This is a genomic window from Clostridium pascui (genome assembly GCF_016908015.1).
GTDB classification, from domain to species: Bacteria; Bacillota; Clostridia; order Clostridiales; family Clostridiaceae; genus Clostridium_AK; species Clostridium_AK pascui.
Genome location: NZ_JAFBDB010000001.1, coordinates 201,615 through 226,099, shown reverse-complemented (window position 1 = coordinate 226,099; position 24,485 = coordinate 201,615). Strand labels below are relative to the sequence as shown.

26 protein-coding genes are annotated in these 24,485 nt (G+C 32.2%); 2 read left to right on the top strand and 24 right to left on the bottom strand.

Annotated elements, in window-relative coordinates; genetic code table 11:
- Positions 1–570 precede the first annotated feature (570 nt).
- The 12 genes from JOC70_RS01230 to JOC70_RS01175 all read right to left on the bottom strand — a co-directional run bounded on the left by JOC70_RS01230 (position 571) and on the right by JOC70_RS01175 (position 11,872).
- Positions 571–1,284 carry an alpha/beta hydrolase gene (locus JOC70_RS01230; RefSeq protein ID WP_204597104.1) on the bottom strand — a complete coding sequence of 238 codons (714 nt, stop codon included), beginning with the start codon at positions 1,282–1,284 and terminating at the stop codon, positions 571–573.
- Positions 1,285–1,548: 264 nt separating this feature from the next.
- Positions 1,549–3,000 carry an HIRAN domain-containing protein gene (locus tag JOC70_RS01225; protein WP_204597103.1) on the bottom strand — a complete coding sequence of 484 codons (1,452 nt, stop codon included), beginning with the start codon at positions 2,998–3,000 and terminating at the stop codon, positions 1,549–1,551.
- A gap of 123 nt (positions 3,001–3,123) precedes the next feature.
- Complete coding sequence (locus JOC70_RS01220; protein WP_204597102.1) at positions 3,124–3,924, bottom strand: sugar nucleotide-binding protein; 801 nt, start codon at positions 3,922–3,924, stop codon at positions 3,124–3,126.
- 96 nt (positions 3,925–4,020) lie between these two features.
- A complete protein-coding gene (locus JOC70_RS01215) occupies positions 4,021–4,563 on the bottom strand; it encodes a hypothetical protein (protein WP_204597101.1) in 543 nt (180 codons plus the stop codon).
- Between the two features lie 151 nt (positions 4,564–4,714).
- Positions 4,715–5,098 carry a GNAT family N-acetyltransferase gene (locus JOC70_RS01210; protein WP_204597100.1) on the bottom strand — a complete coding sequence of 128 codons (384 nt, stop codon included), beginning with the start codon at positions 5,096–5,098 and terminating at the stop codon, positions 4,715–4,717.
- 67 nt (positions 5,099–5,165) lie between these two features.
- Entirely contained in the window at positions 5,166–5,636 is a 471-nt protein-coding gene (locus tag JOC70_RS01205; RefSeq protein WP_204597099.1) for a GNAT family N-acetyltransferase, read from the bottom strand.
- Between the two features lie 414 nt (positions 5,637–6,050).
- Positions 6,051–6,794 (bottom strand): ABC transporter permease, encoded by a 744-nt coding sequence (locus tag JOC70_RS01200; RefSeq protein WP_204597098.1) that lies wholly within the window; start codon positions 6,792–6,794, stop codon positions 6,051–6,053.
- A complete protein-coding gene (locus tag JOC70_RS01195) occupies positions 6,781–7,512 on the bottom strand; it encodes an ABC transporter ATP-binding protein (RefSeq protein ID WP_204597097.1) in 732 nt (243 codons plus the stop codon). The genes JOC70_RS01200 and JOC70_RS01195 overlap by 14 nt, the downstream gene beginning before the upstream one ends.
- A gap of 61 nt (positions 7,513–7,573) precedes the next feature.
- Complete coding sequence (locus JOC70_RS01190; protein WP_204597096.1) at positions 7,574–8,338, bottom strand: MerR family transcriptional regulator; 765 nt, start codon at positions 8,336–8,338, stop codon at positions 7,574–7,576.
- A gap of 323 nt (positions 8,339–8,661) precedes the next feature.
- Complete coding sequence (locus JOC70_RS01185) at positions 8,662–10,200, bottom strand: DHA2 family efflux MFS transporter permease subunit (protein ID WP_204597095.1); 1,539 nt, start codon at positions 10,198–10,200, stop codon at positions 8,662–8,664.
- A 12-nt stretch (positions 10,201–10,212) separates the two neighbouring features.
- On the bottom strand, positions 10,213–10,866 hold the full coding sequence (locus JOC70_RS01180) for an HlyD family secretion protein (RefSeq protein ID WP_204597094.1): 654 nt from the start codon (positions 10,864–10,866) through the stop codon (positions 10,213–10,215).
- A gap of 19 nt (positions 10,867–10,885) precedes the next feature.
- On the bottom strand, positions 10,886–11,872 hold the full coding sequence (locus tag JOC70_RS01175; protein ID WP_204597093.1) for an HlyD family secretion protein: 987 nt from the start codon (positions 11,870–11,872) through the stop codon (positions 10,886–10,888).
- A 234-nt stretch (positions 11,873–12,106) separates the two neighbouring features.
- On the opposite strand from JOC70_RS01175, the gene JOC70_RS01170 reads away from it, so the two are divergent.
- Positions 12,107–12,757 (top strand): TetR/AcrR family transcriptional regulator, encoded by a 651-nt coding sequence (locus JOC70_RS01170; protein WP_204597092.1) that lies wholly within the window; start codon positions 12,107–12,109, stop codon positions 12,755–12,757.
- 28 nt (positions 12,758–12,785) lie between these two features.
- Here JOC70_RS01170 and JOC70_RS01165 read toward each other — a convergent pair whose 3' ends face one another.
- From JOC70_RS01165 to JOC70_RS01150, 4 genes are all read right to left on the bottom strand, one after another.
- Entirely contained in the window at positions 12,786–13,196 is a 411-nt protein-coding gene (locus tag JOC70_RS01165) for a YjdF family protein (RefSeq protein WP_204597091.1), read from the bottom strand.
- Positions 13,197–13,367: 171 nt separating this feature from the next.
- A complete protein-coding gene (locus JOC70_RS01160; protein WP_204597090.1) occupies positions 13,368–14,279 on the bottom strand; it encodes a PhzF family isomerase in 912 nt (303 codons plus the stop codon).
- Positions 14,280–14,337: 58 nt separating this feature from the next.
- The gene (locus JOC70_RS01155; protein WP_204597089.1) at positions 14,338–14,703 is read right to left on the bottom strand and encodes a DUF4180 domain-containing protein; all 366 of its coding nucleotides are present in this window, start codon (positions 14,701–14,703) and stop codon (positions 14,338–14,340) included.
- A 72-nt stretch (positions 14,704–14,775) separates the two neighbouring features.
- Positions 14,776–15,255: a helix-turn-helix domain-containing protein gene (locus JOC70_RS01150; RefSeq protein WP_204597792.1), complete on the bottom strand. Its 480-nt coding sequence runs from the start codon at positions 15,253–15,255 to the stop codon at positions 14,776–14,778.
- Between the two features lie 377 nt (positions 15,256–15,632).
- On the opposite strand from JOC70_RS01150, the gene JOC70_RS01145 reads away from it, so the two are divergent.
- Positions 15,633–16,292, top strand: coding sequence for a FusB/FusC family EF-G-binding protein (locus JOC70_RS01145; RefSeq protein WP_204597088.1), 660 nt, complete (start codon positions 15,633–15,635; stop codon positions 16,290–16,292).
- 182 nt (positions 16,293–16,474) lie between these two features.
- Here JOC70_RS01145 and JOC70_RS01140 read toward each other — a convergent pair whose 3' ends face one another.
- The 8 genes from JOC70_RS01140 to JOC70_RS01105 all read right to left on the bottom strand — a co-directional run bounded on the left by JOC70_RS01140 (position 16,475) and on the right by JOC70_RS01105 (position 24,237).
- A complete protein-coding gene (locus JOC70_RS01140) occupies positions 16,475–18,829 on the bottom strand; it encodes a PEP/pyruvate-binding domain-containing protein (RefSeq protein ID WP_204597087.1) in 2,355 nt (784 codons plus the stop codon).
- A 13-nt stretch (positions 18,830–18,842) separates the two neighbouring features.
- Positions 18,843–19,454 carry a TetR/AcrR family transcriptional regulator gene (locus JOC70_RS01135; RefSeq protein WP_204597086.1) on the bottom strand — a complete coding sequence of 204 codons (612 nt, stop codon included), beginning with the start codon at positions 19,452–19,454 and terminating at the stop codon, positions 18,843–18,845.
- A 141-nt stretch (positions 19,455–19,595) separates the two neighbouring features.
- The gene (locus JOC70_RS01130) at positions 19,596–20,915 is read right to left on the bottom strand and encodes a sensor histidine kinase (RefSeq protein WP_243429013.1); all 1,320 of its coding nucleotides are present in this window, start codon (positions 20,913–20,915) and stop codon (positions 19,596–19,598) included.
- Entirely contained in the window at positions 20,908–21,600 is a 693-nt protein-coding gene (locus JOC70_RS01125) for a response regulator transcription factor (RefSeq protein WP_204597085.1), read from the bottom strand. Before JOC70_RS01125 ends, JOC70_RS01130 begins: the two co-directional genes overlap by 8 nt.
- The gene (locus JOC70_RS01120) at positions 21,572–22,828 is read right to left on the bottom strand and encodes an ArnT family glycosyltransferase (protein WP_204597084.1); all 1,257 of its coding nucleotides are present in this window, start codon (positions 22,826–22,828) and stop codon (positions 21,572–21,574) included. Before JOC70_RS01120 ends, JOC70_RS01125 begins: the two co-directional genes overlap by 29 nt.
- Before the next feature lie 19 nt (positions 22,829–22,847).
- Positions 22,848–23,195 (bottom strand): EamA family transporter, encoded by a 348-nt coding sequence (locus tag JOC70_RS01115; protein ID WP_204597083.1) that lies wholly within the window; start codon positions 23,193–23,195, stop codon positions 22,848–22,850.
- The gene (locus JOC70_RS01110) at positions 23,192–23,539 is read right to left on the bottom strand and encodes a DUF2304 domain-containing protein (protein ID WP_204597082.1); all 348 of its coding nucleotides are present in this window, start codon (positions 23,537–23,539) and stop codon (positions 23,192–23,194) included. Before JOC70_RS01110 ends, JOC70_RS01115 begins: the two co-directional genes overlap by 4 nt.
- 17 nt (positions 23,540–23,556) lie before the next feature.
- Positions 23,557–24,237 (bottom strand): glycosyltransferase family 2 protein, encoded by a 681-nt coding sequence (locus tag JOC70_RS01105; protein WP_204597081.1) that lies wholly within the window; start codon positions 24,235–24,237, stop codon positions 23,557–23,559.
- Positions 24,238–24,485: the final 248 nt, after the last annotated feature.

Genomic DNA, 24,485 nt, shown 5'->3' with positions numbered 1-24,485 from the left:
TACATTTTTGTCTGGTTTAAATTAGCTAAATTTGCACTTGTAAATTCTTGCTGTGAACAGTTGTATTTTTTTGTCCTACCTCCCCTCTAATCTGTTTATAAATAGGAATCTCACCGGTTTTAATTGAGCACAACTAGCAAAATAATTTTAAGTTTGTTATAATTTAATAAATAAACTCATGAACCGGGATGGGGTAGCTAGGGTTCCGCCTTAAAGTAATTAAGGGCTGTGACCGAGGGCTACAGATCCTGCTTAGGCAGGAGGCATCTATTGGCATAAAAGGTCCGAGGGGGAAGGTTCGGCGTATTTCTCATGCGCTGAATCTTTCCTTTCAAGCCTTTATTTTTTTAAGGAGGTATATTTACATGGTTGAAGTTAAAGAAATTTGTTCGGGGGTAGCTGTAGTTATACTTAATAATGAAGGTCATGTACTGCTGCAAAAAGAGCATTAGAATCTTTTATTCGATAACTCATTTCTATAAAAAACACCGTAGACAATCAGCCTCTTAAATTAGACTGATGCCTACGGGTGTAAAAATTAAATTTATATTCAGTTAGTACGCATAATCCTTATTTGATTAAAATACGTTTTTTCAGCCACTGTCTGAAAAATTGTATTTGTTCTTCAGTGTGGAAATAATGTTCTCCTTGATCCATTACTTCTAAATCACAGCCGAAGCGTTTTACGAACGTAGATATCACATCAAACTCACATAAGTTATCTTCTAAGCCATAGAGAATTGAAGTTAGATTATTCCAAGCAACAATAGGATGTTCTTTCACATAGCAGTAGTAATCCCAATAAAGTGTTTGTCCAATAGGCGTGGGAATTTCTTTTTCCATTCTTAATCTATTCTCGCTTATTTCTAACCATGTCATCATGTTACTTATAATGCGTTCCATATCTAACACTGGAGAGAGAAATAGACACTGTTTCAATTGCTCATGGCAATATGCTAATAAACTAAAATATGCTCCCATGCTGCAAGCAAATACACTTATATTATTTGATAATGATTTTGCATAATCCATAATGATATTAAGGTCTTGAATACAATTTTGAACTTTGCAAGCATAAGTTTTTTCATCTTCACGGTCGCCATGTTCAGGCAAATCAAAACTAAGCACTTGATAACCTATTGCTGTTGCTTCTTCTGCAAATACAACAATGGAGTCATCTGCCTTATTTGACTTATTACCATGCACCGCTATAAATAACTTGTCTGATTTGTTCCCCCACAAAATTGAAGGGATATTTTGTATTTTGAAATTTTGTTTTATCATTATAATTCATCCTCCATAAAATGCAAACAACTTTTAAACTACTTATTTGTGACAATTAATCTCCTATTCTCAATAATATTTTGTCGTGTTTTCCATCTTGCTTCTTACAAGCACACCTTTTATTACTTAGCATTCAGGATCTTTTAAACCAAAATATCAGAAATGATAAATTTAGCCATGCCTAACGCTTCCTATAACTTCTATCAAAGATTCGCATTGCAGCCAACGTTTTCAAGCAGTTGTCCAATTTTAAGAGATCACAAACTACTTTGTTATATATTCGTAGTAATTAATGCTGCCGAAATACTCTTTGTTTCTTATCGATAGTGAAACCTCTAAATTATTTTCATCATCTGCAATTATATCTAGCACATAAGCTTTAAACTCCGCCCCCATATCTACCAATGCTGCTATTGATTTTGAAATGGATTGATGTAGTATTCCATCATCCATTCCACCAATATCTTGTATCAAATGTATGGAATTATCTTCAGAATTCTTTTCCAAAGTAAAAATTGTTCCTTTTTTTATAGGAACCCAATAACCTTTTCTCTCCAAGTAGCTTTTTAAAAAAACCACTTTTATATTATCAAACTTTACATCAAACTCCTTATTAAATTCATTTTCATTTTGGGTTGCCTCAAACAGCAAACAATCTTTTTCGCTTGATTTACTGTCAAACTTGATTTGTATAACAATATCCTTAACTTTTGTACTGTATTTTTCTATTTCTTTTTTCATGTCATTTACTTGGGCAATAAACTTTTCGCCCTCATCCATTTTTGGAGCTAATATCTCCGCCAGCTTTCTAGGCAAATAGCCTATAAGTTGATACCCACAAAGCACCTTTATAGCATTCTTGTCCCATATATTATTTTTATCTCTCGATAGCGTTACAAGTTTGCCAGACTTTGAAAGTTCAGTACATATATAGTCTAACCATTGAGAGCTAGTTGGCCATATAATTTCATTAGCTAGTATTATGCTAACTTTGGTCTCGACAAATGGCTGCTCTTTGACTTCCTTCTTAAACTCTTCTGCATTTTCTATTTTTCCATTAGAATCTACCAAAGCAAAGAAAGCATCATAAGGATATAATTTAATTGGTTTAATTCTTGTAACCCTTCTTCTGTCAGCTTCATACACATATAATTCAAATACTGTTTTATCATTATATGGATTGCTGACTTGCGAATATAAAATAAAATTAGCAATATATAATCTTTCAGGTGTAATATCATTGACAATCTGGATATCACTTATATTAGATTTAAAAAATTCTGCAGCCTTTTCGTATTGATTCCACTCTGAGCTATCTATATATACTGGTATTGTATTACCTGATATATCTATAGGCCATACACAAAATATCTTAGATTTGCCTTGAGTTTTAACTTCTTGCCTTCCTCTATTGTAATAATCCTTTTGCTTATTATATCTGTATCTAGGATCACTCCATTGATTCTCAAACCTATTTTTCATACGGTCTTCATAACTGCTCTGACTCTCAAGTGCATTTAGCATAGCATTAAATGTTCCTACAGGCGTATATTTAGTATTATATTTTTCGTTATTCCACTCATTCCTAACAAACTTATTCGCAACTTTTTCAGATATTTGCCTCCAGTTTTGAATTAATAATCTTTCTGGAAACTGTAATGTATGTGTTGTAGGCTTTTTACTTGGTGTCCTAAATAAAGAATCAAAAAAACCCATTTCTATAATTCCTCCTAAATCTAAACTTCACCGTTTTACTAAAATAGCATTGTATATTTGTTCGGTTTTAACTACATTCTAGCATATATGTATAGTCTTGAAAAAAAAATCATCATATTGCTTTTAGTATAAAACTTCTTGTACTAAAGTATTGATTAAAAGTTTTCTTTTATTGTTATTTAAATTATGATACACTTCTTCTTTATTGTAATCAGGTATTATAAAGCTGTTATCGATATTCATTAAATTTGCTAAATATATACTGAAATCATAATAACTTACTGGTCTTTCTCCTGATATATTTATTACTCCTGTAAGTTTGCTATATGCAAGTTCAATTATTGCATTCGCAAGGTCTTGTACATTAACGAAACTGGAATATATATTAGCTATTCTCGAATAATATTTACCTGTTTTTGAAATGTCATAAAGTTCCTTCATTCTAGAATCCATTTTACCATCATAGTCATATCCATAGATACTGCCGGGCCTTACAATCACATGATTAGCATGTCTCTTAACAATACTTTCTCCTTCAATCTTCCCATTAATATATTTAAATAAGTATTCATTAGGTGCACGCCTATAAGGAATTACACTTTCAGTTTGGTCTTTTTCTTTTCCAACTGTGGTAGAAACATAAATCAAACGTACATCTTCGGAAATGTTATTAACTATCTCATTTACACCTATCTGAGATAAAAGCATTTCTTGTTCTTTGTCCATAACACTCCAAATAATAATATTAGGTTTAAGTGATAGCATTTTCTTTATGTCTAATCTATTTAAACCATTGATTTGCAAAAGTTCATGATTACTAAATTTACAGCAAGTCCCATAAATATCATCACAAGTATATTCTTTGAGTTTTTTATATATTGTATTTCCTAAATATCCACTTGCTCCTACTATCAATATCCTCATAAATATTCTTCCTTTCAAAAAATGCAATGAATATACCTCTATAGTTATAAGTTAAAAATAATGCATACCATAAGAATACTTTAACCTACCAATTTACTAAAGTAGTTCTTGTTCTATAATTCTTAGCAAACTTAGCATTATTTTATCCTCTGTTTTGATACTTACTAATCTAGAAGTATATTCATCCTCCCCATAAATCATATCTATACCAAAATCAAGGGTTGCTTCTGCACTTATAAGAAAAAAGGCCTTCTTAATCTTGACTTGTTCTTCTGCATCATTATTTAAATTTAACTTAAAGGATGTAGGATTGTCATAAACAAGCTCAATACATCGCCAAGAATTCTTAGCTTGATTTACTTCATCCAGCAGCAAATTTTTATTTTCTGAGTTAGATACTTTCTTTAACGAGTCTGTAGAATTTATTCGTTCACATATTAACTTTAAAATCTTATCAAAATTTTTATTACCTTCATATATTGCTTTATTTTTACCGTTATTATAAACAACTACTTTCTTAGGTTTTGGTATAGTTATAGATTTACTTGCTAACTGTATATTTTGATATATTAAAGGGCTAAATAATGCAATTACCATAGAAAAAATTGAAACTACCATAACTTTTTTTCTTGTATTCATAAAACTATTCCTCTCATAACATTTCTCTTCTTTTAATTAAGCTCTATGAATTTACTTATTAAATTCCTTTTTTAATAAAGAAAATACCAGATGATCTCCAATTTCATTATTTCTAAAAAAACGTTCCCTTAACTTTCCCTCTTCTACAAATTTAAGTTTGTGTATAAGTTTCAATAGTCATTAATCCCTTACCTCTATAATTTACATCTGTGATTTCATATCCTATTTCAGCATTTAATTGATGAATATACCAATAATGAAAGCCGCAACTGCCGATTATTTTCCCCGTAGTCTTATCAATAATCTGCCATATCTTAAATGTCATACTCCAAGTAGTAAAACCCTTCTTATGATTTTCTTTTTCTAGAATTAAACTTATATTATTCATTCCAAAAAAATTCATAAGTTCATAATCAGTAAAATTTTCAAATAAATAGTCATAAATCTCAGGGTTTAATTCTCGAAGAAGTAAATTCTTGGTCTCAATTATCGGTATATTAATTTTAATACTATGTTCCAAAACTTTCTTCTGCATTTCCACTCGTCCTTTTTAATTTTAATTATTTCAGATAATCTTTAATGTGAAAATATAATTGTAGATTCTACAAAATCAATTTTGCTACCATTTCCCCATCTTCAATGTTACCTGTTTCCACAAAGCCAAAAGATGCATAAAGTGTCTTTGCTGCAATATTTTCTGGTTCATAAGAAAGAGAAACTCCTGAGGCTTTTCCATAAGGGAAGGTTCCAATTAGTTCAAGTGACTTTGCCATAGCTTCCTTACCATAGCCTTTACCCTGATATTTTTTATCAATCATTAGCCTGCATACCCAATAAATATTTTCATCATTGTTCTCATCTGCCTCATTATATGATAACATTATGAACCCTACCATAATATCACCATCATAAATGGCATAAGGCATAGGAATGCACTCATTATTCGTTAAAGCAACATATGCCTCTGCAATACTGCGTATATTACTTGCAACAAAGCTTTTTTGTTCTTCTTTTGGTTCTAATTTAATACATTCATCAAAATTGTCATCTGTGATTTTTCGTAATTGTACCATGGTTATCCCCCTTAAATAAAATGAGTCTTTAATATTGCTTAATATACAATTGTATTTATACTAATATGAAAATTATACCATATTTGAAAGAGAGCTAGAAATCAATATAGATTTCATAGCTCTCTATTTCCTATTTATGCAATAATACTAACCTGAACATTCTCCTATATTATCCTCTATCTTAACAAAAACTAATTTTTCACTAACACACTTAAAATCCTTGTTTCTGAAGCCACTCAGTCATTTTTCTATCTCTTTCAGAAAAGCTTTTTTCTTCATATTTCCCTAAAACAATTTCATCACTAAATATAATATCTGGATGGTTTATCAATGCACGGTATATTAGTGTACGCTAAAGCTGTACTCCAGAAATCTTCTTAATATCATTGTCCACCCTACTGCTGTATCCTTGTGCTATTCCCATTTAAAAAATCTAAGAGCAGCACCAGTACATATTACTCCAAGGGTAATCATTATAATAATAGGCATCATCACTGTATCTATTCTCAAACCAAGCGAGGCAGCTTTTAAAAGTTTTATTCCTTGTGTTAGAGGTAATGCATTAGCAACTCTTTGAAGTCCTGCTGGCATAATCTCATAGGGCAGCGTTGCTCCTGAAAAAATCAGCATAGGAAAATATAGTATACTTGCTGCAATACTTGCTGTCTTTAGATTTGGAGCAATGCCTCCTACCACCATGCCTATGCTAAAAATTGATGCCATTACCAGGAAATAGGCTCCCAAAAACTGAAGCCACGATCCACTAAATCGAAGACCAAAGAAAATTTTTGCCGTGGCATAAACAAATATAAGTGAAACAATAGAATAGAGTGCGTAAATCACTACCTGCACTGCTAAAATCATAGCAGGGCTTATAGGCGTTACCTTAAGCCTCTTTAGAATTTTTTTATGCCGATAGTCAGACACAACCAGCGGTAATCCCATCACACCCCCCGCGCATATTGCAATTGTAGCAATAGCTCCAAATGATTGTTCTAAAAATGTGTATCCTGCCCCATCAAAGGCTGATTTATTTCCATAGATTATACCAAGAATTATTGTTATAACTATCGGCATACAAATTGCAAATATAAACATATCCATCCCTCGCAATGACAATTTCAGCTCTGTTTTTAACATTATTCTAAATGCTTTCATTATTCATTACCACCTCATCTGTATACCATAAATAAGCTTCCTCAAATTTTTCAAACGGACTTCCTGCAATTCCTTCTTGTACAGTCCCATAGAAAATGCTGGTTCCTTTTTTAAGAATACAAATTCTATCACACAATGCTTCTACTTCATCCATAAAATGCGAAGTTAAAAAGATAGTAAGACCTTTCTTCTTTAGGTCTAGAAGTCCTTTCCATACATCTCTCCTTACTCTGGCATCAAGCCCTGTTGTCAGCTCATCTAAGAATACAACTTTAGGATTGGGAATTAAGGCAAGTATAATAAATAAGCGTTGTTTTTCTCCTCCTGAAAGTTCACTGACTTGACTTTTGTATTTACTTGAAAGGCCAAATTGTTTTAACAATTCTGTATAATCTAGTGTATTTTTGTAAAGGGCTTGTGTAACCTCACAAAGTTCTTCTACTGTTAGTTTGTCTTGATAATTTGATTCTTGAAATTGTACTCCAACTTGCTCAAATAATTCCTTTCTCTCTGTTTGTGTATTCATTCCTAAAATCGAAACGAATCCACTATCAAATTTCTTTGTGCCTAAAATACATTCAATAATCGTACTTTTCCCTGCTCCGTTAGCACCAAGCAATCCAAACACTTCACCACGTTTAACTGATATACTAACATTATTTACGGCTTGTATATTTCCGTATGCTTTGCATAAGGCTTGAATTTTAATTATTTCCATGTCTATAAACCTCCTATCTTTTAATACATAAAATATAATAACATCAGGACAAAGTCTGGTGTTAAACTGTAGGGTTCATATTAAATTTTTCTTCCATGGCTTTTAGCTGCCTTAAAATGCAATTTGCATTTAATTCTGCGTTGCTTAATGAAGTAAGAAGTTTATCACAAACTGTTACAATATCTTCATCAGTTTCAGGTGTATTAATAACTTTTCGTATATCAATTTCCGAGTAGTTTGATATGGCGCTTATCATTCGTAAAATTGCCGCAAGGGAATAATTGGCACAGCGTAATGAACGTATTATTTTTAGCAATTGAATATCATCTTTAGTATATACCCTATATCCATTTTGTTTTCTTTTTACAGAAAGTAACCCATTCATTTCCCAATTTCTTAAAGTATCCATGGTAATTCCCAGATAATCTGCAGTTTGTTTTCTTGTCAAAGATACATCTTTTTCTTCCTTGTGTATACCAGAAAGTAATTTTCTTGTAATTTCGATAGCTTCTTCTGCATTTTTCTGCTCTACTTTAACCTGACTTATATAGTTGTCGGTACATGCAATTGCCTTTTGAAACTCACCCCTAGCAGATAATTTAATAATATTAATCATCTTTTTTCTAAGGCCGCTTTGCAGCACCTCAACTTTAAATGCTATCCTCGCTAACTTAAATTGTGCAATATGAAAATCTGTAAAGACCCTATATCCATTAGATAATCTCTGAGGTTTAGGTATCAATTCTAGTTTTTCATATAACCGTACTGTATTAGGGTGTACCCCAATTATTTTTGCTACTTGTGCTGTCTTGTACTTATTTTCCATTATATTTTCACCTCCATTTAACTCTATCATATCGCAGGTGTTGAGTTTGGTGTTATAGTGGATGGTTTTTTATCGTCAATATCAAACTGAGCAAGGCATATATTTAATAACTTAAGTATAAATTAATAATACGTTATAAGGGTATAATATATTAAATATTAAGATTTTTACCATAGTTTATTTCAATACCTTTTACAAATATAAAAAGTATGCTTGCTATCATATTTTATAGAAGGAAAAACCGCTAATGAATTTGTTCACTAGCGGCTAAATACTATCTTTTATATTATTATAGGTATTAATAAGATTTCTATCCCTTTACATTATTGATTTTCAATAGGTGTTTTGCCTCTCATAAATAAGGTTAAAATCAAAGCCACTGCTACTGCACTAACCGTTACCGTAACAGCATAGGACATTCCATCAATAGTCGCTTGACCTTGTAACATTTGCGCCAATTTAGATACTGCAGAAACCTTGGCCATACTTTGTGACATTCCTGCATGCATATATGACTTTGTTAGTGTACTTAACATATCATTCGAAGCTTTGTTGTAAATAGTTATTTGTTCTGACAACTTGCCGTAATTATAATCAGTTCTTCCCTGCATGATTGTAGACATTATAGTTACACTAAGCGCACCTGAAATTTGCCTTATGGTGTTATTAAGAGCTGACGCACCTGGAACTAATTCTTTTTTTACAGCATTCATTCCCACAGTACTGATTGGCATCATAGCAAGACCTAATCCTACAGATCTAATACAAGTAATTAATACTATGTACTCTTTACTTGAATTCATATTTATAACACTTGCAAGCTCATAAGAACTAATGCCTAATATTATAAGTCCAGGTATTACAAGTGGTTTTGCTCCAAATTTATCAAACAAATTACCACTTATCGGCATCAGAAGCCCCATTACAAGAGCAGAAGGTAACATTATAAGTCCTGTCTCCATAGGAGTATAACTTCTTATATTTTGTAAAAACACTGGTAATATGTAAGATGCCCCCATTAGTGCCAGTGTTAAAACACTACTTATTATTAAGCTTATACTGAAATCAAATAACTTCAAAACTCGCAAATCTAGTAGCGGATTGGGATGTGTAAGCTCGTTTACTACAAACAATATAAGACTTAAAATACCAATAGTCATTAATATTGGATTTTCGATTTTACTCCAGTCAATTGATGAACCTTCGCCAAGCACATATAACACACTTACTATTCCAATTGTAGAGGATAAAAATCCTATTATATCAAAGGCCTTGAATGGCTTTTTTTCTGAGTCCTTTAATATAATTGCTGCCATTATTACTCCAACTACTCCTATAGGCACATTAATATTAAAAATCATTCTCCAATCCATCTTCTCAATAATAAATCCGCCAAGTGTTGGTCCTATAGCAGGTGCAGCCATAGATGCTATTCCCCAAAATCCAAGTGCAAATCCTATTTTTTCCTTAGGAAATAACTGATATATTATTGACATTCCTACTGGCATTATCATTCCACCACCAAGAGCTTGTACTATACGAAAGCCTATCATAGTTCCACCGCTCCATGCAAAGCCGCATAATAATGATCCTATCGAAAACATTCCTAATGCAAACATATATATTTTTTTAGGTCCAAAAACGTCCTGAAGATATCCTGTTAAGGGTATAATAGCCCCAAGTGTAAGTGAGTAAGCTGTTATTATCCACTTAGCTCCATCTAATGATAAACCGAAAACAGACATCATCTTAGGAAGAGCAATATTAACTATACTACTGTCTAGTATAGCCATGAAGGTTCCTATTACAACTACTCCTAACCCTAGCCAGCTACTTAATGATTCATTATTATTCTCTCCCATGTCATCCCTCCGTTACTTAACATGGATCTTAACAACGGCATTTGTTCCTGGAAGGATTTTGCTGTCAAAATCATCAAGTTCAATTTTTATTGATATTCTTTGAACTACCTTTGTAAATGTACCGCTGGTTGATGATGATAAAAGTGATAAAGCTGAATTTGAAACTTCTCCTATAGATTTAACTTTTCCAGTAAATTTTTTAGATCCATATTGATCTATAGCTATCTCAACAGGTTGTCCAATTTTTACTTTCCCAAGTTTTGTTTCTTCTATATTAGCGGTTATATATATTTTGCCAGGATCCATTAAAGTAATTAAAGTTTGGCCTGGAGATAAAAGTTCTCCAACAGTTCCTTGTTTTTTTATAACTACACCGTTAATAGGTGATCTCACCAAGGATTGTTCAACACTTGTATCTGGAAGACCATTCATATCTTGACTAGCTAATATTTCATTTTTTGTGACTCTATCGCCTTCGTCTACATTTAATTCTAATAATTTCCCTGAAATTTGAGGTGTCACGCTCACAAAATCAGCACTAACTCTTGCATCTTCAGTTGAAACATAATTTGTATTTTGATACCAATAATAATATACTATCCCGCCTAATGCTACTACCATTACCATTAATATTCCAATCATCAACGTTTTACGTCTTTCCTTCATATTACAATCACCTCTTTCGTTATTTCTTTAATCCAACCTCTGCCAACATTCCTGGTTTTAGCTGAGACTTCGGATCAGATAAGGATACCTTAACTAAAACATTTCTGCTTTGAGAATTTAATTTAGTATTTATCACTAATATTTTTCCTTTAAATTCAGTATTTTCTACTTCAGCTACTTTGACAACCACATCTTGCCCTTCTTTGAGACCATTTATAATATCTAGTGGTGCATAAGCATTTACAACTAAAGAATCGTGATTAGATATTGACGCAAGGGCTGTACCTGGTGAAGCTATCTCACCCACATTAATATTTTTAGCATTTACAACTCCTGAAATTGGAGATGTGATAACTCCATTGTTTAATGCTGTTTGCGATGTTTTTAAAGCTGCCTCTGCTTGTTGTACTTGTGCTTTGTAAACGTTTATGCTAGTTTCTGTTACACCATTTTTAAGTATATTTAGTTGTTCCTGTGATGATTTCTTTTGTGCTTCCGCTGCAACAACTTGTTGATGAGCTGCTTCTAACTGCTGCTGAGTATTTATTCCTTCTTCAACTAAAACTTTCATTCGTTCATAATTTTTGTTTACAACTTTATAATTTTCAGTTGCACTATCTAGTGATGCTTGTGCTTGAGAAATTTGTTCAGGGCGTATACTATTCATAGCATTAGCTAAATTTGCATTTGCAGTATTTACTGCTGCTTGGGCTTGACCAACTTGAGCTTGTAAATCCGTTGTATCTAATTTAATAACAACATCCCCTTGATTAACTTTTGACCCAACATTGATTAATACTTCAGAAACTCTTGCTGAAATTCTTGAAGCTATATTCACCTGATCATTTGTATCAATTTTCCCAGCCATTATGTATTTATTTTTGGTATTTTGTTTAGTTGCTTTAGTAGTTTCTTCGCTCTTATTTATACTAATACTGCTAGTTGCACTACAACCATTTAATACCATTGTTAAAGTTAAACATAGTAAACAAGTAACTTTTTTCATATTATTCCTCCATATTAAAATTATTTAACTATATAGATTTTTTGCAGTAAATACGACATTAGCTAATGTTCCAATGATCATACTATTACAAAAATAAGTTACACTATGTAATTTACGTTTTTAAGTATAAATTACACAGTGTAACTTGTCAATATTTTTATCATATTTTGCCAACTTGTCAGTTCACACTTCATTTGTTATTATATAATTGTCACTTTAAAAGGAGGTGCCAAGATGGTATTTAAACGCGCACGCAGTGAGGAACAAAAAAACATTAGGCGTGACCAAATCATTGAGGCAACCGTCAAGCTATTGGAAAAAGAGCCATTGGAAAAAATCACTCTTGCCTCAATTGCTAGTGAGCTGAATTTTTCAAGAGCAAATTTATATAAATATGTAACTACTAGGGAAGAAATTTTCCTATGGATTGTTGCCTCAGATGCTGAAAAGTGGGTGGACGGGCTACAACAGAGCTTGGAAAGCTATGATCATTTGGAACTTAGAGCTTTTTGCCATATTTGGGCAGAACAAATATATCAGAATAAACGTCTAGTTAAGCTGTTTTCTCTTTTAACTATAGTGCTTGAGAAATCTTCAACTTTAACTGCATTTGAGACATTTAAGCAAGATTTTTATAGCAATTTCAGTCATCTGAGAGTTATTATTAAAAGATTACTGCCTGATTTATCTAATGAACAGTTTAGGTACTTTATTCACTATCAAATGCATTATGCTTTAGGCCAATTTTCTTCCATTGTTTCAAATAAAAAACAGCGGCAGGCATTAAAAGTGCCTAATTCATCCTGCCATAAACGTGATTTTGTATCAGAATTTGCAGAGTACCTTGAGGTAATTATCATAGGGCTTCAAGCAATAAAAAAATAGCCCCCTTAAAATTTGGGGGCTTGGAACCTCAATGTCCTTTTTTCTTTTCCTTCTTCTTCGCTTGTCGTTTTTCAAATTTAATTCTTTCAAGCTCTTCTTTTTTTTCTTTTGAAGTTTTTTTATGTTCTTCTTTTCTTTTTTCATGTTCTAGTTTCATTGCTTGTTGGGCTTTGGTTCCAATACCTTTTTGAGCAGTTTCTTTCTTAACAATCCTTTTAAGTCTTTTCGGGTTTATTTGCTTTTGCTCTACTGTATCAACTTTAATGGGTCTGCTGAAAATCAATTTATAATAGTTTTCCAGTATGAAACTATAAATTTCATAATCCTTTGGTTCAGAACCAAAAATAACTTTAGAGGTTTCCAGCATTTCTCCATTAATTCTCTCAAATACTCCAACCCAAAAAGGTTCCTCAAAAAAGACAGTTAATTTTACACTCATTTTTAATTCCTCCTGTATTTTCAATTACAAGAGAACGGACAACCCCAGGAGGGCAGGTTACTGACAGGTTTAAATCCTGCATCCGGACTACCAACCGGATTGTGTTTTTATCTCTCAATCATATATTATAAAATTTTTCCCACTAAAAGTCACTTATTCTTGAAGGATTTATTAATCATGTAATAATAATTCGGATTTAAATATTATTACAGCATTTCCAGAAACCTTAACTTCAACAGGTTCTTTATCCTCTATTTTTACCTCAACTTCAATAATACCAGTTCGGTTTATAGCTTCCCCCTGCTTAGCCCTAAATCTAAACAAAGAATTATTGTGCTTAACAAGATTATGATGAACAAGATATGCACCCAAAGGACCATTTGCATTACCAGTAACAGGATCCTCGTTAATACCTATTGCAGGTGCAAACATTCTACCGTGTATTAATATATCACTATCTTGTGAATTAACCGTAAAAACATAATACCCATTACATTTAATAGTTTTACTCAATCTAGAAAGTGCATCGTAGTTTGGCTTTAATGTGTTTAAAGTATCAATGCTTTTTATACCAATCATAACCTTAGAATGACCTGTTGAGACAATTTGGATTTCGTAATTTTCCAGCAAATCATTATTTTTTATATTAAGAGCTAATAAAAGTTCTTTTTTATTTTCTCCATCAATAATTGTGCCAAATTCAACTTGTCCTTGTGTCATAACAATTTTGTAGTCTTCATTTTCTCTTATTACGTCTACAGGCAAAATTCCAGCACCTGTTTTATGATAAACTCTAGATGTGTCCAATCCATTTTCAACAGCACGTGCATAATGAGCGGCAATAGTAGCATGTCCGCAAATTGGCACTTCATTTGTTGGAGTGAAAAAACGTATATGAGCATCATACTCATTGCTATTTGAAGAAAAAATAAAGGCTGTCTCAGAATTATTAAGTTCCCTAGCTATTTTTTGCATTTCGTAATCGGTTAATCCATCTGCATTTGTTATTACCCCTGCTGGATTCCCTGTGAATTTTTCCTTTGTAAATGAATCAATTTGATATAAATTGTATTGTCTTATCATGATTTTCCCCCTAAATATATTATAAATTTATAAATTACACTACTTTTTTTCTTTAAGGTTAAGCATTACTTAATTTTTTAATAGCTTCTTTTTCACTTGGCAAAAAAAATATATGCTTTCCTTTGTTGCTTTCATAGATAAAATCTCTTAAACTCTTACTTGAATACATAGAAAAATCACCGACTATTGCAACTTTCATATAATAGTTAATAAACTTTTGTAAGATTTCTCCTGCAAGCCGTGTTTTCAAGTCAAAAAACTCTCCACATATTGCAGACTTATTCAAAATTACACAATCACAATCTGTTTCATATCTTACTGTTCCAATGAAATCCAGCGATGACTGAACATCAGTTATTAAAATCTCGCTGCTACATACAATAGCAATCCCAACATTATTTTCTTTTATCTTAGTTATTTTCATAATTATCCCCCAATAAATTAATGTTTTTTGTTGTATTATATAAACATTCTTTATATAAGGCCTAGTGGCAGTTTATTGTTCTACAAGCATTGAAATAGTGCTTAACATATTTTCTATAAATTTTACACTTCCCCAAAGAATTATTCTTAATCTTTTATGTTTTTCGTCATACTTTATACTAACTGTAGATTTCCCGATTTCCGGGTCTTTACAATTTGCTATAGCTATAAGTGTATTTGATATTCTTATATATTCATCTTTTTCGGTTTCTTTAATATCTACTACAGTTGATACATTTACCCGATTTGATATAGTATCCTCTTCATTGCCTGTAGTGGAGTAATCAACATTTAATTCTTTATTTATTTTTTCATTACCTATTTTAACATTGTTTTTTTCCATAAATATACTTAAATCATGTCCTGATATTCTCCACTGCTTTCCAACTTTACTTGCCCCGAGTTTACCTTCAGTTATAAATTTTCTTATGGTTTTATGATGCATACCCAACATTTCTGCTACTTGATCTATTGTATAAAATTTATCTTCCATCATGTTTTCATCCCTCCATGATTACTTTACGTCCAAATTATAATAAACTTTTCCTCTCCAGTCAACTATTTTATTCCACTTTGTTGTATTTTATTGAACTTTATTAAACTTTATTGCATTTATTTTGCACATATTTCATTACAAATCCTCCTGCATGCAGTTTCCGTAACTATTTTATGAAAACGTATTTTCTCATAATCATTACAGAATTATTTATTAGATTGAATATTTATTTTCAAACATGTTATAATTTCACTATGGCATGCCAATAAAAGTTATATTTTAAGATAATGTTCAGAAAAAAACTGAAAGTAAGGTCTTATTTACTTAAATTAGTAATAAAAATGACACATGTTAGAAAAGAGGTGCTGGATTTTATGAAAGCTTTTATAGAAAAATATAAGTATAATTATATAAAAAAATGTTTGCTTAATTTAAGAAATACTTTAAGAGATTGTGTAGATATTAATGTTGTTGAAGTAAATAAAGCATATATACATAATAAAATATTAGGTATTTTTGAAAATTTATCTGATGAGGAGAAGGCAGTACTTGATATTAGTAAACTAAATATTCCTTCACATATTGATAATTATTTAGTCGAGTTGAATGAGTATGTATACGGAATTCCAAGTATTACAAAGCTACAAATTAAAAAACTATTCAAAAAAGAAAAGAATTTTAAATTACCGGATTTAAATGAACAGGATTCAAAGAATGTATATTTAGGTTGGATTGATGAATCCATTAGAAAATTATTCATAGCTTACCATATGGATGATAAGCTTATAGGTATGGTATGTAAAGTCCCAAGTTATAGTTCTAACAACACTCATGTGTGTGCGCTTTGTAATCATGTAGGTCTCGAAGATGAAGTAGCCTTTGTTTCATCTATCTGTAAAACATCTAATAGTGGAGAAGGTGCCTATAGGTCCATAGGCTTTAATATATGTTTAGATAGCCAGAAGTGTAATGAACGAATTGTAGCTGTGGAAAAGCTTGAACAAATTTTAAAGGATGTTAATAATATAAAATAAAAGTAATATACATACTAGCATTCTCTCTACAAATAAAAAAATTAGCAATTATATTATTCTATTGCTTGTAAAAACAGCCTTAATCTAGTAGTACTATTGATTAAGGCTGTTTTTATATAAGTAAATTTACCTTTATTGATTACTTTCATTCTCATTGATGACACGTAACTTTTCCAAACACATTATTCTAATATCTGTACAATTCCTTGACCGCCATCAACTAGAACTCGATCTCCCGTCTTAAGTCTTCTAGTAGCATTTCCGCATCCTACAACAGCTGGAATACCAAGTTCTCTAGCTACAATAGCAGCATGGGACAAAGGTGCTCCTACATCAGTTATTATTGCTGCAGCCCTAGGGAAAAGAGGAGTCCAACCTACATTAGTTGTAGTAGCAACCAAGATTTCCTCCGATTGAAGCTTTTCTCCTTCTTCGGGGTTTGTCAGAATACGTACTATTCCTTCTACCCTGCCTGATGCTCCTGCAAACCCCTTTAACACTTCAGAATCAGGTTTAACAATAGGTATAGTTGAATCATAAAAATCCATTCTTCTCTTTGGGTCGTTCAACCATTCAGAAGGATTAAAGCCTCCTCGAATAATTGATGGAAATGGAGGCATAGATTTATATTTCTCATAGTTTTCTTTTCTCGCTGGAATATGCCCCACTTCTATATTTCTATTAGCCAGAAGATCTTCTATTTCATTAATATATAGGAAAAAGCTATCTTCTCCTATTCCTGTAAGCTCACCCGCCTTAATTGCAAATGCTCGAAGAACTCTAAATACCCTTACGAACTCTGAGCGGCATGCTTCCCTTATACGAGCCCCTTCTGATGCTTTGGTCAATTGCTTTTCAAGCCATTTCACTTTGCTGGGGAAACGCTTCTGAAATCTCTCCCAAGCAGCCTCATATTGAATATGCTGCTTCTGTAGAAGTCTATCTGCATCAGTATTGGACTCTTTAAATTTCTCAATCTGCCTTTCAAGCCAGTTTCCATCCTCTAAAGGATCAGCAATAGATAACTCAAATTCATGTGGACCCCGATGCCCATTTTGTTTAAGATATTCCTCTCGGCTCATTTCTCCATTAAGAACCTTAGAGATACCTACAACTGGCCCGAGGCTTGCCAACTCCGAATCTCCTCTTAGGTTTGATAAAAGGGTGTTAGCATCTTCAAGTCCAACCAGATTCTTAAGTTTTTTACTCAATGTCAAAGCAAGAACAGCTTTGGTTCCGCTAATTATTAGTCCCCACCAGGCTTTCTTGTTATAGGGCTCAATCTCATGCTTCCATAGTGTAAGTAGTTCTTCCTTTGTATTTACCTTTTTTATTTCTTTAGTCATAGCTCTGCACCACTCTGGTGTTTTTTCAAGATACTGAGTCATACCTTTTGAAATTTCTCGGTAATTCTTAAAATAATATTTTATTCTTGGAAACATCTTCTTTATTAAATCGAGCCTTGCAAATGGGTAAGTCGGAACTGTTAACTCTTTTGGTAATTGACCGAAAACCTCACTAATCATTTTCTCTGCTAATTTTGAACTACCATATAAAGCGATAACAGCAGATAACCTCTGACTAATATTTGAGTATATTCTTCCACAAATATTACCCGACCATAGATAATATCCCGGTATGAAACTAGATTCAATATCTAGTGCCCTTACAGCGCTCCAGGTTAATGGAGTTACAACATCTGGAATTGCTTCTCCCACGTTTGTATTTACCCAAAGTGCGTCACCAATTAAACTTTCGTTTATTTCATAGGTATCCAAGTTACCTGAAGTCAATGTAGTTATTGGCCTTGACTGCAAGAGATATAGTTTTCCCTTTGCTACAGCCCATTCGATATCCTGAGGATTTCCTAGTTCCTTCTCAAGCTTTGCTGCATATTGATACAGGTCATGAGCATATTTCTTAAACTCATTAGGGCCATCATATCTTCCCTTGGGTCTAGTAAATTTAAAGTCATATGCATTTTTTTCTCCAGAAACAAGCTGTTCTCCCAATCCACGTACGTAGTTACCTATCATACTTGAATAGCTGCCTGTTATAGGATCAGCAGTAAATAATACCCCTGAAATTTCAGACTGTACCATGAGCTGTATGACTACTGCTATCTGATGTGCATGATCCATACCTTGAACAAAGCTATAAGTCTTTACTCGTTCTGATTCACTTGACGAAAAAACTGCATCAATGGCTTTCTGTATATCTTTGTCTGTTTCAACATTAAGAATGGTTTCAAACTCGCCGGCAAAGGAGGCCTTGGCTGAATCCTCACTTAAAGCTGAGGATCTTACTGCAAATAGAGCTCCTTCATTTTTGTTTCTAATATCATCTAATAAAATTTGTATCTCATTCCAAGCCTGATCACTAAGTTTTTTATTTTCAAAAGCAGATGGTAAAATGACAAAGCCATCTGGAACTGGATATCCCCCTTGATACATCTTTGCGAGCATGCTCCCTTTTCCTCCTGCATATACCTGTAACTCAGGAGTTAAGACTTTAAAGCTTTTAACCATATTATCCATAACAAGCCCTCCTCTACCTTTGAATCCCATATCGAATTATATCGAAAAAACCATTCCTCTCTTTAACAAAGTTTTGAAAATAAGCTTCATTTAAATTCTCATCTTCTACCAGGTCTGATAGGTATTTGTTTTCAAAATAATCTAATGTAAGTTTGATTATTTCGAATGCCTGCTTCCTGTATACACCTTCTCTTAGTGGAATTTTTTCAAATAACTGCTCCATTACTTCATTCCTTTTGTCAATTAGTTTACCATATTTTTCTTTAATCTCCATTTTCAATTCTTCTGGTGTATTATAAAAGGCTTCCATTATAACTTTATATAGTTCAGGATTTTTCCTGTAGTAGTTAAACTTTATATTACTCATCTTTTCCTTAACCTCAAAAAAATCTCCCTGTCCCAGTATGTTATCAAAGCCAATTTCAATACTTCCCTTTTCAAAACACCTATCTAGTAATGATAGATATAAGTCTTTTTTACTCTTAAAATGGTGAAATATTAGCGATCTAGATATACCGGCTGCCTCTGCCAACATTACTGTGGAAGTTTTATCATATCCATATCGAGCAAATACAACTAAACAGGCATCTAAAATTTGTTCTTTATCATAAAGCTTTGCAGGCATATTAATTTCCTCCTTGAATTTTACTGACTGATATGTTAGTAAAAATATAACATATGCTGACACCCCTGTCAATAATAAAAAGCCGGTAAGGTTACATGAATCACCTTACCGGCGTATATAGAAATGGAAAATTAATTATTTCTAAAAACCTCTAGTAGTATTTAATTGAACACTTACTTTAACCCTATTTGCTTCAGACTCTGCACTTATTATGCCGCCATGAAGCTCCACAATGCTTTTTGCAATAGCAAGTCCAAGACCCGAGCCTGATACCTTTGAATTTCTTGATTTATCAACTCTATAAAATCTTTCAAAAAGCAGCGGCAATACCTCCGTTGGAATTGTGTCACCTTGATTTTCAAATGATAAATTTACCTTCCCCTTGTTTTCAATTATTGAGATAAATATTTTGCTGTTTAATTCTTTGTAACTGTACTTAATAGAATTTGAGAGTATATTCTCAAAGGTTCGTGCCATTAAATCCGAATCAACATCTACATATATTTCATGGCTTGAATACTCTGTTTCAAAGGAAAGATTATTTTGTTTTGCTAAGATAGACATTTCTCCAAGCAGCTGGTCCATAAGCTCCACAATATTAACAGTAGTTTTATTGACTTTTATAACCCCATTGGTAATTTTAGTATATTCAAATAAATCTTCAATAAGTTTTTTTAATCTCAACGATTTTAAATACGCTCTTTCAACATAATTATTCATAGCTATCTCACTATCATAATTTTTATCCTTAACAAGAGTCAAGTAACCTATGATAGTTGTAAGCGGTGTTTTTAAATCATGAGATACATTAGTAATAAGTTCATTTTTAGTTTGCTCAGCTCTTCTTTCATCTTCAATTTTATTTTTCAATTCTACGGACATTTTGTTAATATTTTTTGCAAGAATTTTAAACTCATCATTTCCTCTTTCTGCTACTTTAAAATCCAAATTACCCTTGGAAATTTCCTGAATGCCAGTTGTAATTTCCTTTATGTACTTAATCTTTCTCCTTGCTAAAAGATGAAAAACTAATATATATACTGGCACAGCCCAAAGTAAGGATATGAACATATTCCAATAAGTAATATTGAATGCAGTAAGATATACAATACCTGCTACCAAAATACTGATCATATTGGCTACAAACACTTCCATACCAATGCTTCTCATTATATATTTTTGATTAGCATTGTGAATTCCAATTAGTATGTTCTTAATTTTCCTAAGCTTGTTTCCAAAAACAAAACATACTATAAATACAACAAATCCGGTTATGGAATAACTATTAAAAAGCCTCCATCTATATGAATATTGAAAATAATATAGTATATCAAAATAAGATAATATTAACGGGAATATCACAGCCAAAGTAAGACTTACCAAAAATCTTATTATTAGCGATATTTTCTTTAATGTGTTACCTTTTAGTATAATTACCTTTTCTGTCTCATTACTAGCCAACTTTATAGCCTACCCCCCATACTACCTTTATATATTTGGGATCCTTAGGATTTATTTCTATCTTCTCTCTTATGTTTCTAATATGAACTGCAACTGTGCTTTCTGATTCATAGGCTGGTTCATTCCAAACACTTTCATATATTAACTTAGTGCTTAAAACTCGTCCCCTGTTTCTAGCTAAAAACTCTAAAATAGAAAATTCCGTTGGAGTAAGCTTTATTTCCACCTCATCTACTTTAACCTGGTGGGTTGCCGTGTTAATTCTAAGTCCTCCTATTTCAATTTCCTCAGACTTTGTTTCCTTATGTTCAGTAATCATTGCACATCTTCTGAGCTGTGATTTAACCCTTGCCACAATTTCAAGTGGATTAAAGGGCTTTGTTACATAGTCATCTGCACCTGTATTTAGTCCAAGTATTTTATCAATATCTTCGCCCTTTGCTGATAGCATTATTATAGGAACGTTTTTATCTTTCCTAATTTTCATACATGCCTGAATACCATCCATTTTAGGCATCATGACATCCAGTATTATTAAATCAATTTCTTCCCTCTCAAGTATATCAAGTGCTTCAATTCCATCCTCAGTTTTAATGACACAATATCCTTGATTGACAAGGTATATCTCAAGTAAATCTCTAATATCTTCTTCGTCATCAACAATTAGAATTCGCTGCTTTTCCAAACCCTAACCTCCTTATAATGAATTCATATATTCCATAGCCTGCTACAATGAACACCATGGGCATTATTGGATATGAGTACCTAGACATTGTAAAATATGGAATGTAAATTAAGTCAAAAAATAAAGCTGTGATAAATAAAAATAAGAAGTCTTCATTTCTTTTTATAAAAAGTCTAATACTCTGAGCTGCTCCAAGTATTAAAATCAAATAATGAAAGATGATTGCATTGTAAAAGCTAACCCCAAGAATTTCCTTCCAATAAAAAGGAGCATTCCAAAGATTCCATGACTTTCCGATAGTATACCAGTAGGCATATTTTAATGGCTCTTTAACTGCATAGTTTTTTAGCCTATATAACCCTGCATCAATCTCCCTTTGGTTAGATTCAATTGCTGTTTTACCTGGCTCATAAGGAGTATAGTTATCGCTTTGATCATAATTAACATAGGTTCCCTGTAAAAATGGATTCCCAGATGAAAGTGTTAATGGTATAAATCTACGAAAAACCACATAATTTCTAATCCACCATGGGCTCATAATAGTTGAAAATGCAAGGGTTGTAACCATTGTAAACTTCACCATATCTTTGAGCGTATATTTTTTTATTATCCATATAATAAGGACAATGCCTGGATACGCCGCCAGTGTTGGCCTAACAAGACATCCAAATCCCCATATAATACCCCCTATAGTATAGTATAACAAACTTTTTTCTTCAATAGCATATATGGAAACATATATAAGAAGGAGAAGTAAAAACTTAAAAAGTATTTCAGTTAAAATTACTGTAGATGTATAGTATTCCGCAATATATAATGAATTTAAAAAACAGCCTAAAATAGCTGCTCTGCTATTAAAAACCTTCCTTCCTAATAAAAATATAAGGTACATTGATGCTGCTTGAAGGAGAGCTTGAAAAACTCGGAATGCTGTTATCCCTCCAAACTTTCCAAATATCTTTATGAAAAATGCTAATACATAGGGCAGTCCAGGCATTATAAAAACCGTTGGCTCATCAACCCTATGGTAAATTAAGTGTCCTTTATCTGCGAGCTCCCAAGCGCTTCTTATGTATTTAATATCATCATTATCAAACTTTTCAAAGCTTCCAAGGTAGTTTTCAGTTCCGTATCTTAAAGTTGCATATAAATTCACTATAAAAAATAGTGCAATTATAATAATTAAACTTGTTTTAACCCATTTACCTTCGTTTTTTATACTAAACATTATTTTTCCTCCTGCTTAACTATTTAATAGAAACAAAGCACGCTCCCAATACAATTAATCCAATGCCAAACCATCTGGTTGGCGGTATATTCTCCTTGAAAATTAAAAGAGCAATTACTGCTGCAGCAACATAGCAAAGACTTTGAATCGGATATACCACCGATAACTCTGCCTTTGATAAAATATAAAACCATATTACCGTGGCTACTGAATATATAGATAGTCCTCCAAGAATATAAGGATTAATAATCATATTTATAACTCCATGAACAGTAAATTCTAAATCCATGCCTGACAGTCCAATTTTCCATAAGGTCTGCCCTGCAACAAGAAATATTATATTTAATAAAAGCAATAGATACATCATATATTAGTCTCACTTTCATTACTGCAGCTTTTAATTATTCCTATCTCCTGAGTAAGAGATGTAATTTTGCTTTGCATTTTCGATATCACCAAATTTAAATAAAATATCAATATTAAAAGAAAAATGATACCTGTTACAAATAGGAACGCTGGTGCATATGAAATTCCAACTTTCTTTGCCATATCCTCGGTAAGATTTATGTCAAGAGAAAACATAATAAGTATCAAACTTATTGAAACCCAAAATATACTGTATTTAAAATCAAGTATCCTTTTTTTTACAAAATATAATGTACCAATTAAAAACCAAATGGAAAGTACAAGACAATATGTGTATGGATTCATAAAAACACCTCATTTCATTATGGTTGAAGTAAAATTGAACATGTAACTTTAATCATATAGTAAATTGATTTTAATGGCGTAATGGAGGATTTACCTCCTTGTCGTTTCTTCATATCAACTGATATTTCCTTAATCCTTACTCCCCTTTTGGAAGCATATACTATTGTTTCCACCTCAGGATAATCTCTTGGATAGTACCCCGCGAAAATATTAATAACCTTTTTATTAACAGCTCTGTAGCCTGATGTAGTGTCAAAATAATTTCTCCTGCATACAAAAGACACAAGCTTTGAAAAGAAATTAATTCCAACCCATCTCATTTTACTTGATACATAGTCAGTTTTCTCAGCAAACCTGGAGCCTATTACCATGTCTGCTTCACCCTTTTCAATTGATTCAATCAGTCTAGAAAGATCCTTTGGATCGTGCTGTCCGTCTCCATCCACCTGAATTACAACGTCATACCCTTTCCTTTCTGCATAGATATATCCAGTTTGAACAGCGCCTCCAATGCCAAGATTTTGTGGAAGATTTATAACAAATGCCCCCGCCCTTTGAGCTTCAACTTCAGTTAAGTCTCTTGAGCCATCATTGATTACCACTACATCAACCTCTGGATTGTTGCATCTTACTGAATTAACAACCCTATAGATGTTTTTTTCTTCATTGTATGCAGGTATTGCAACCATAACTTTCATTTAATTCCAACCTCCTCTAAAATTTCCTTAATCCTATTCTAAATCATATTTTTAAAGAACTTTCTTAGAAATTATTAAGAATTTCGAAAGATACACGCAATAATATAAAAAATTTATATTTTTAGTTTTTCTGTTTATATCTACAAAAAAATTCATATATTACTAATTTTTGTGAAGGAATATTAAAAAAAACGTCGAAATACTTTAAGAGTCTTATTTTACAAAAATTACGTATTTATGTGATTTAA

Coding starts and splice junctions, on each gene's coding strand:
- JOC70_RS01230 (WP_204597104.1), bottom strand. CDS start 1,284: ATGATAAAACAAAATTTCAAAATACAAAATATCCCTTCAATTTTGTGG.
- JOC70_RS01225 (WP_204597103.1), bottom strand. CDS start 3,000: ATGGGTTTTTTTGATTCTTTATTTAGGACACCAAGTAAAAAGCCTACA.
- JOC70_RS01220 (WP_204597102.1), bottom strand. CDS start 3,924: ATGAGGATATTGATAGTAGGAGCAAGTGGATATTTAGGAAATACAATA.
- JOC70_RS01215 (WP_204597101.1), bottom strand. CDS start 4,563: ATGAATACAAGAAAAAAAGTTATGGTAGTTTCAATTTTTTCTATGGTA.
- JOC70_RS01210 (WP_204597100.1), bottom strand. CDS start 5,098: ATGCAGAAGAAAGTTTTGGAACATAGTATTAAAATTAATATACCGATA.
- JOC70_RS01205 (WP_204597099.1), bottom strand. CDS start 5,636: ATGGTACAATTACGAAAAATCACAGATGACAATTTTGATGAATGTATT.
- JOC70_RS01200 (WP_204597098.1), bottom strand. CDS start 6,794: ATGAAAGCATTTAGAATAATGTTAAAAACAGAGCTGAAATTGTCATTG.
- JOC70_RS01195 (WP_204597097.1), bottom strand. CDS start 7,512: ATGGAAATAATTAAAATTCAAGCCTTATGCAAAGCATACGGAAATATA.
- JOC70_RS01190 (WP_204597096.1), bottom strand. CDS start 8,338: ATGGAAAATAAGTACAAGACAGCACAAGTAGCAAAAATAATTGGGGTA.
- JOC70_RS01185 (WP_204597095.1), bottom strand. CDS start 10,200: ATGGGAGAGAATAATAATGAATCATTAAGTAGCTGGCTAGGGTTAGGA.
- JOC70_RS01180 (WP_204597094.1), bottom strand. CDS start 10,866: ATGAAGGAAAGACGTAAAACGTTGATGATTGGAATATTAATGGTAATG.
- JOC70_RS01175 (WP_204597093.1), bottom strand. CDS start 11,872: ATGAAAAAAGTTACTTGTTTACTATGTTTAACTTTAACAATGGTATTA.
- JOC70_RS01170 (WP_204597092.1), top strand. CDS start 12,107: ATGGTATTTAAACGCGCACGCAGTGAGGAACAAAAAAACATTAGGCGT.
- JOC70_RS01165 (WP_204597091.1), bottom strand. CDS start 13,196: ATGAGTGTAAAATTAACTGTCTTTTTTGAGGAACCTTTTTGGGTTGGA.
- JOC70_RS01160 (WP_204597090.1), bottom strand. CDS start 14,279: ATGATAAGACAATACAATTTATATCAAATTGATTCATTTACAAAGGAA.
- JOC70_RS01155 (WP_204597089.1), bottom strand. CDS start 14,703: ATGAAAATAACTAAGATAAAAGAAAATAATGTTGGGATTGCTATTGTA.
- JOC70_RS01150 (WP_204597792.1), bottom strand. CDS start 15,255: ATGGAAGATAAATTTTATACAATAGATCAAGTAGCAGAAATGTTGGGT.
- JOC70_RS01145 (WP_204597088.1), top strand. CDS start 15,633: ATGAAAGCTTTTATAGAAAAATATAAGTATAATTATATAAAAAAATGT.
- JOC70_RS01140 (WP_204597087.1), bottom strand. CDS start 18,829: ATGGATAATATGGTTAAAAGCTTTAAAGTCTTAACTCCTGAGTTACAG.
- JOC70_RS01135 (WP_204597086.1), bottom strand. CDS start 19,454: ATGCCTGCAAAGCTTTATGATAAAGAACAAATTTTAGATGCCTGTTTA.
- JOC70_RS01120 (WP_204597084.1), bottom strand. CDS start 22,828: ATGTTTAGTATAAAAAACGAAGGTAAATGGGTTAAAACAAGTTTAATT.
- JOC70_RS01115 (WP_204597083.1), bottom strand. CDS start 23,195: ATGATGTATCTATTGCTTTTATTAAATATAATATTTCTTGTTGCAGGG.
- JOC70_RS01110 (WP_204597082.1), bottom strand. CDS start 23,539: ATGAATCCATACACATATTGTCTTGTACTTTCCATTTGGTTTTTAATT.
- JOC70_RS01105 (WP_204597081.1), bottom strand. CDS start 24,237: ATGAAAGTTATGGTTGCAATACCTGCATACAATGAAGAAAAAAACATC.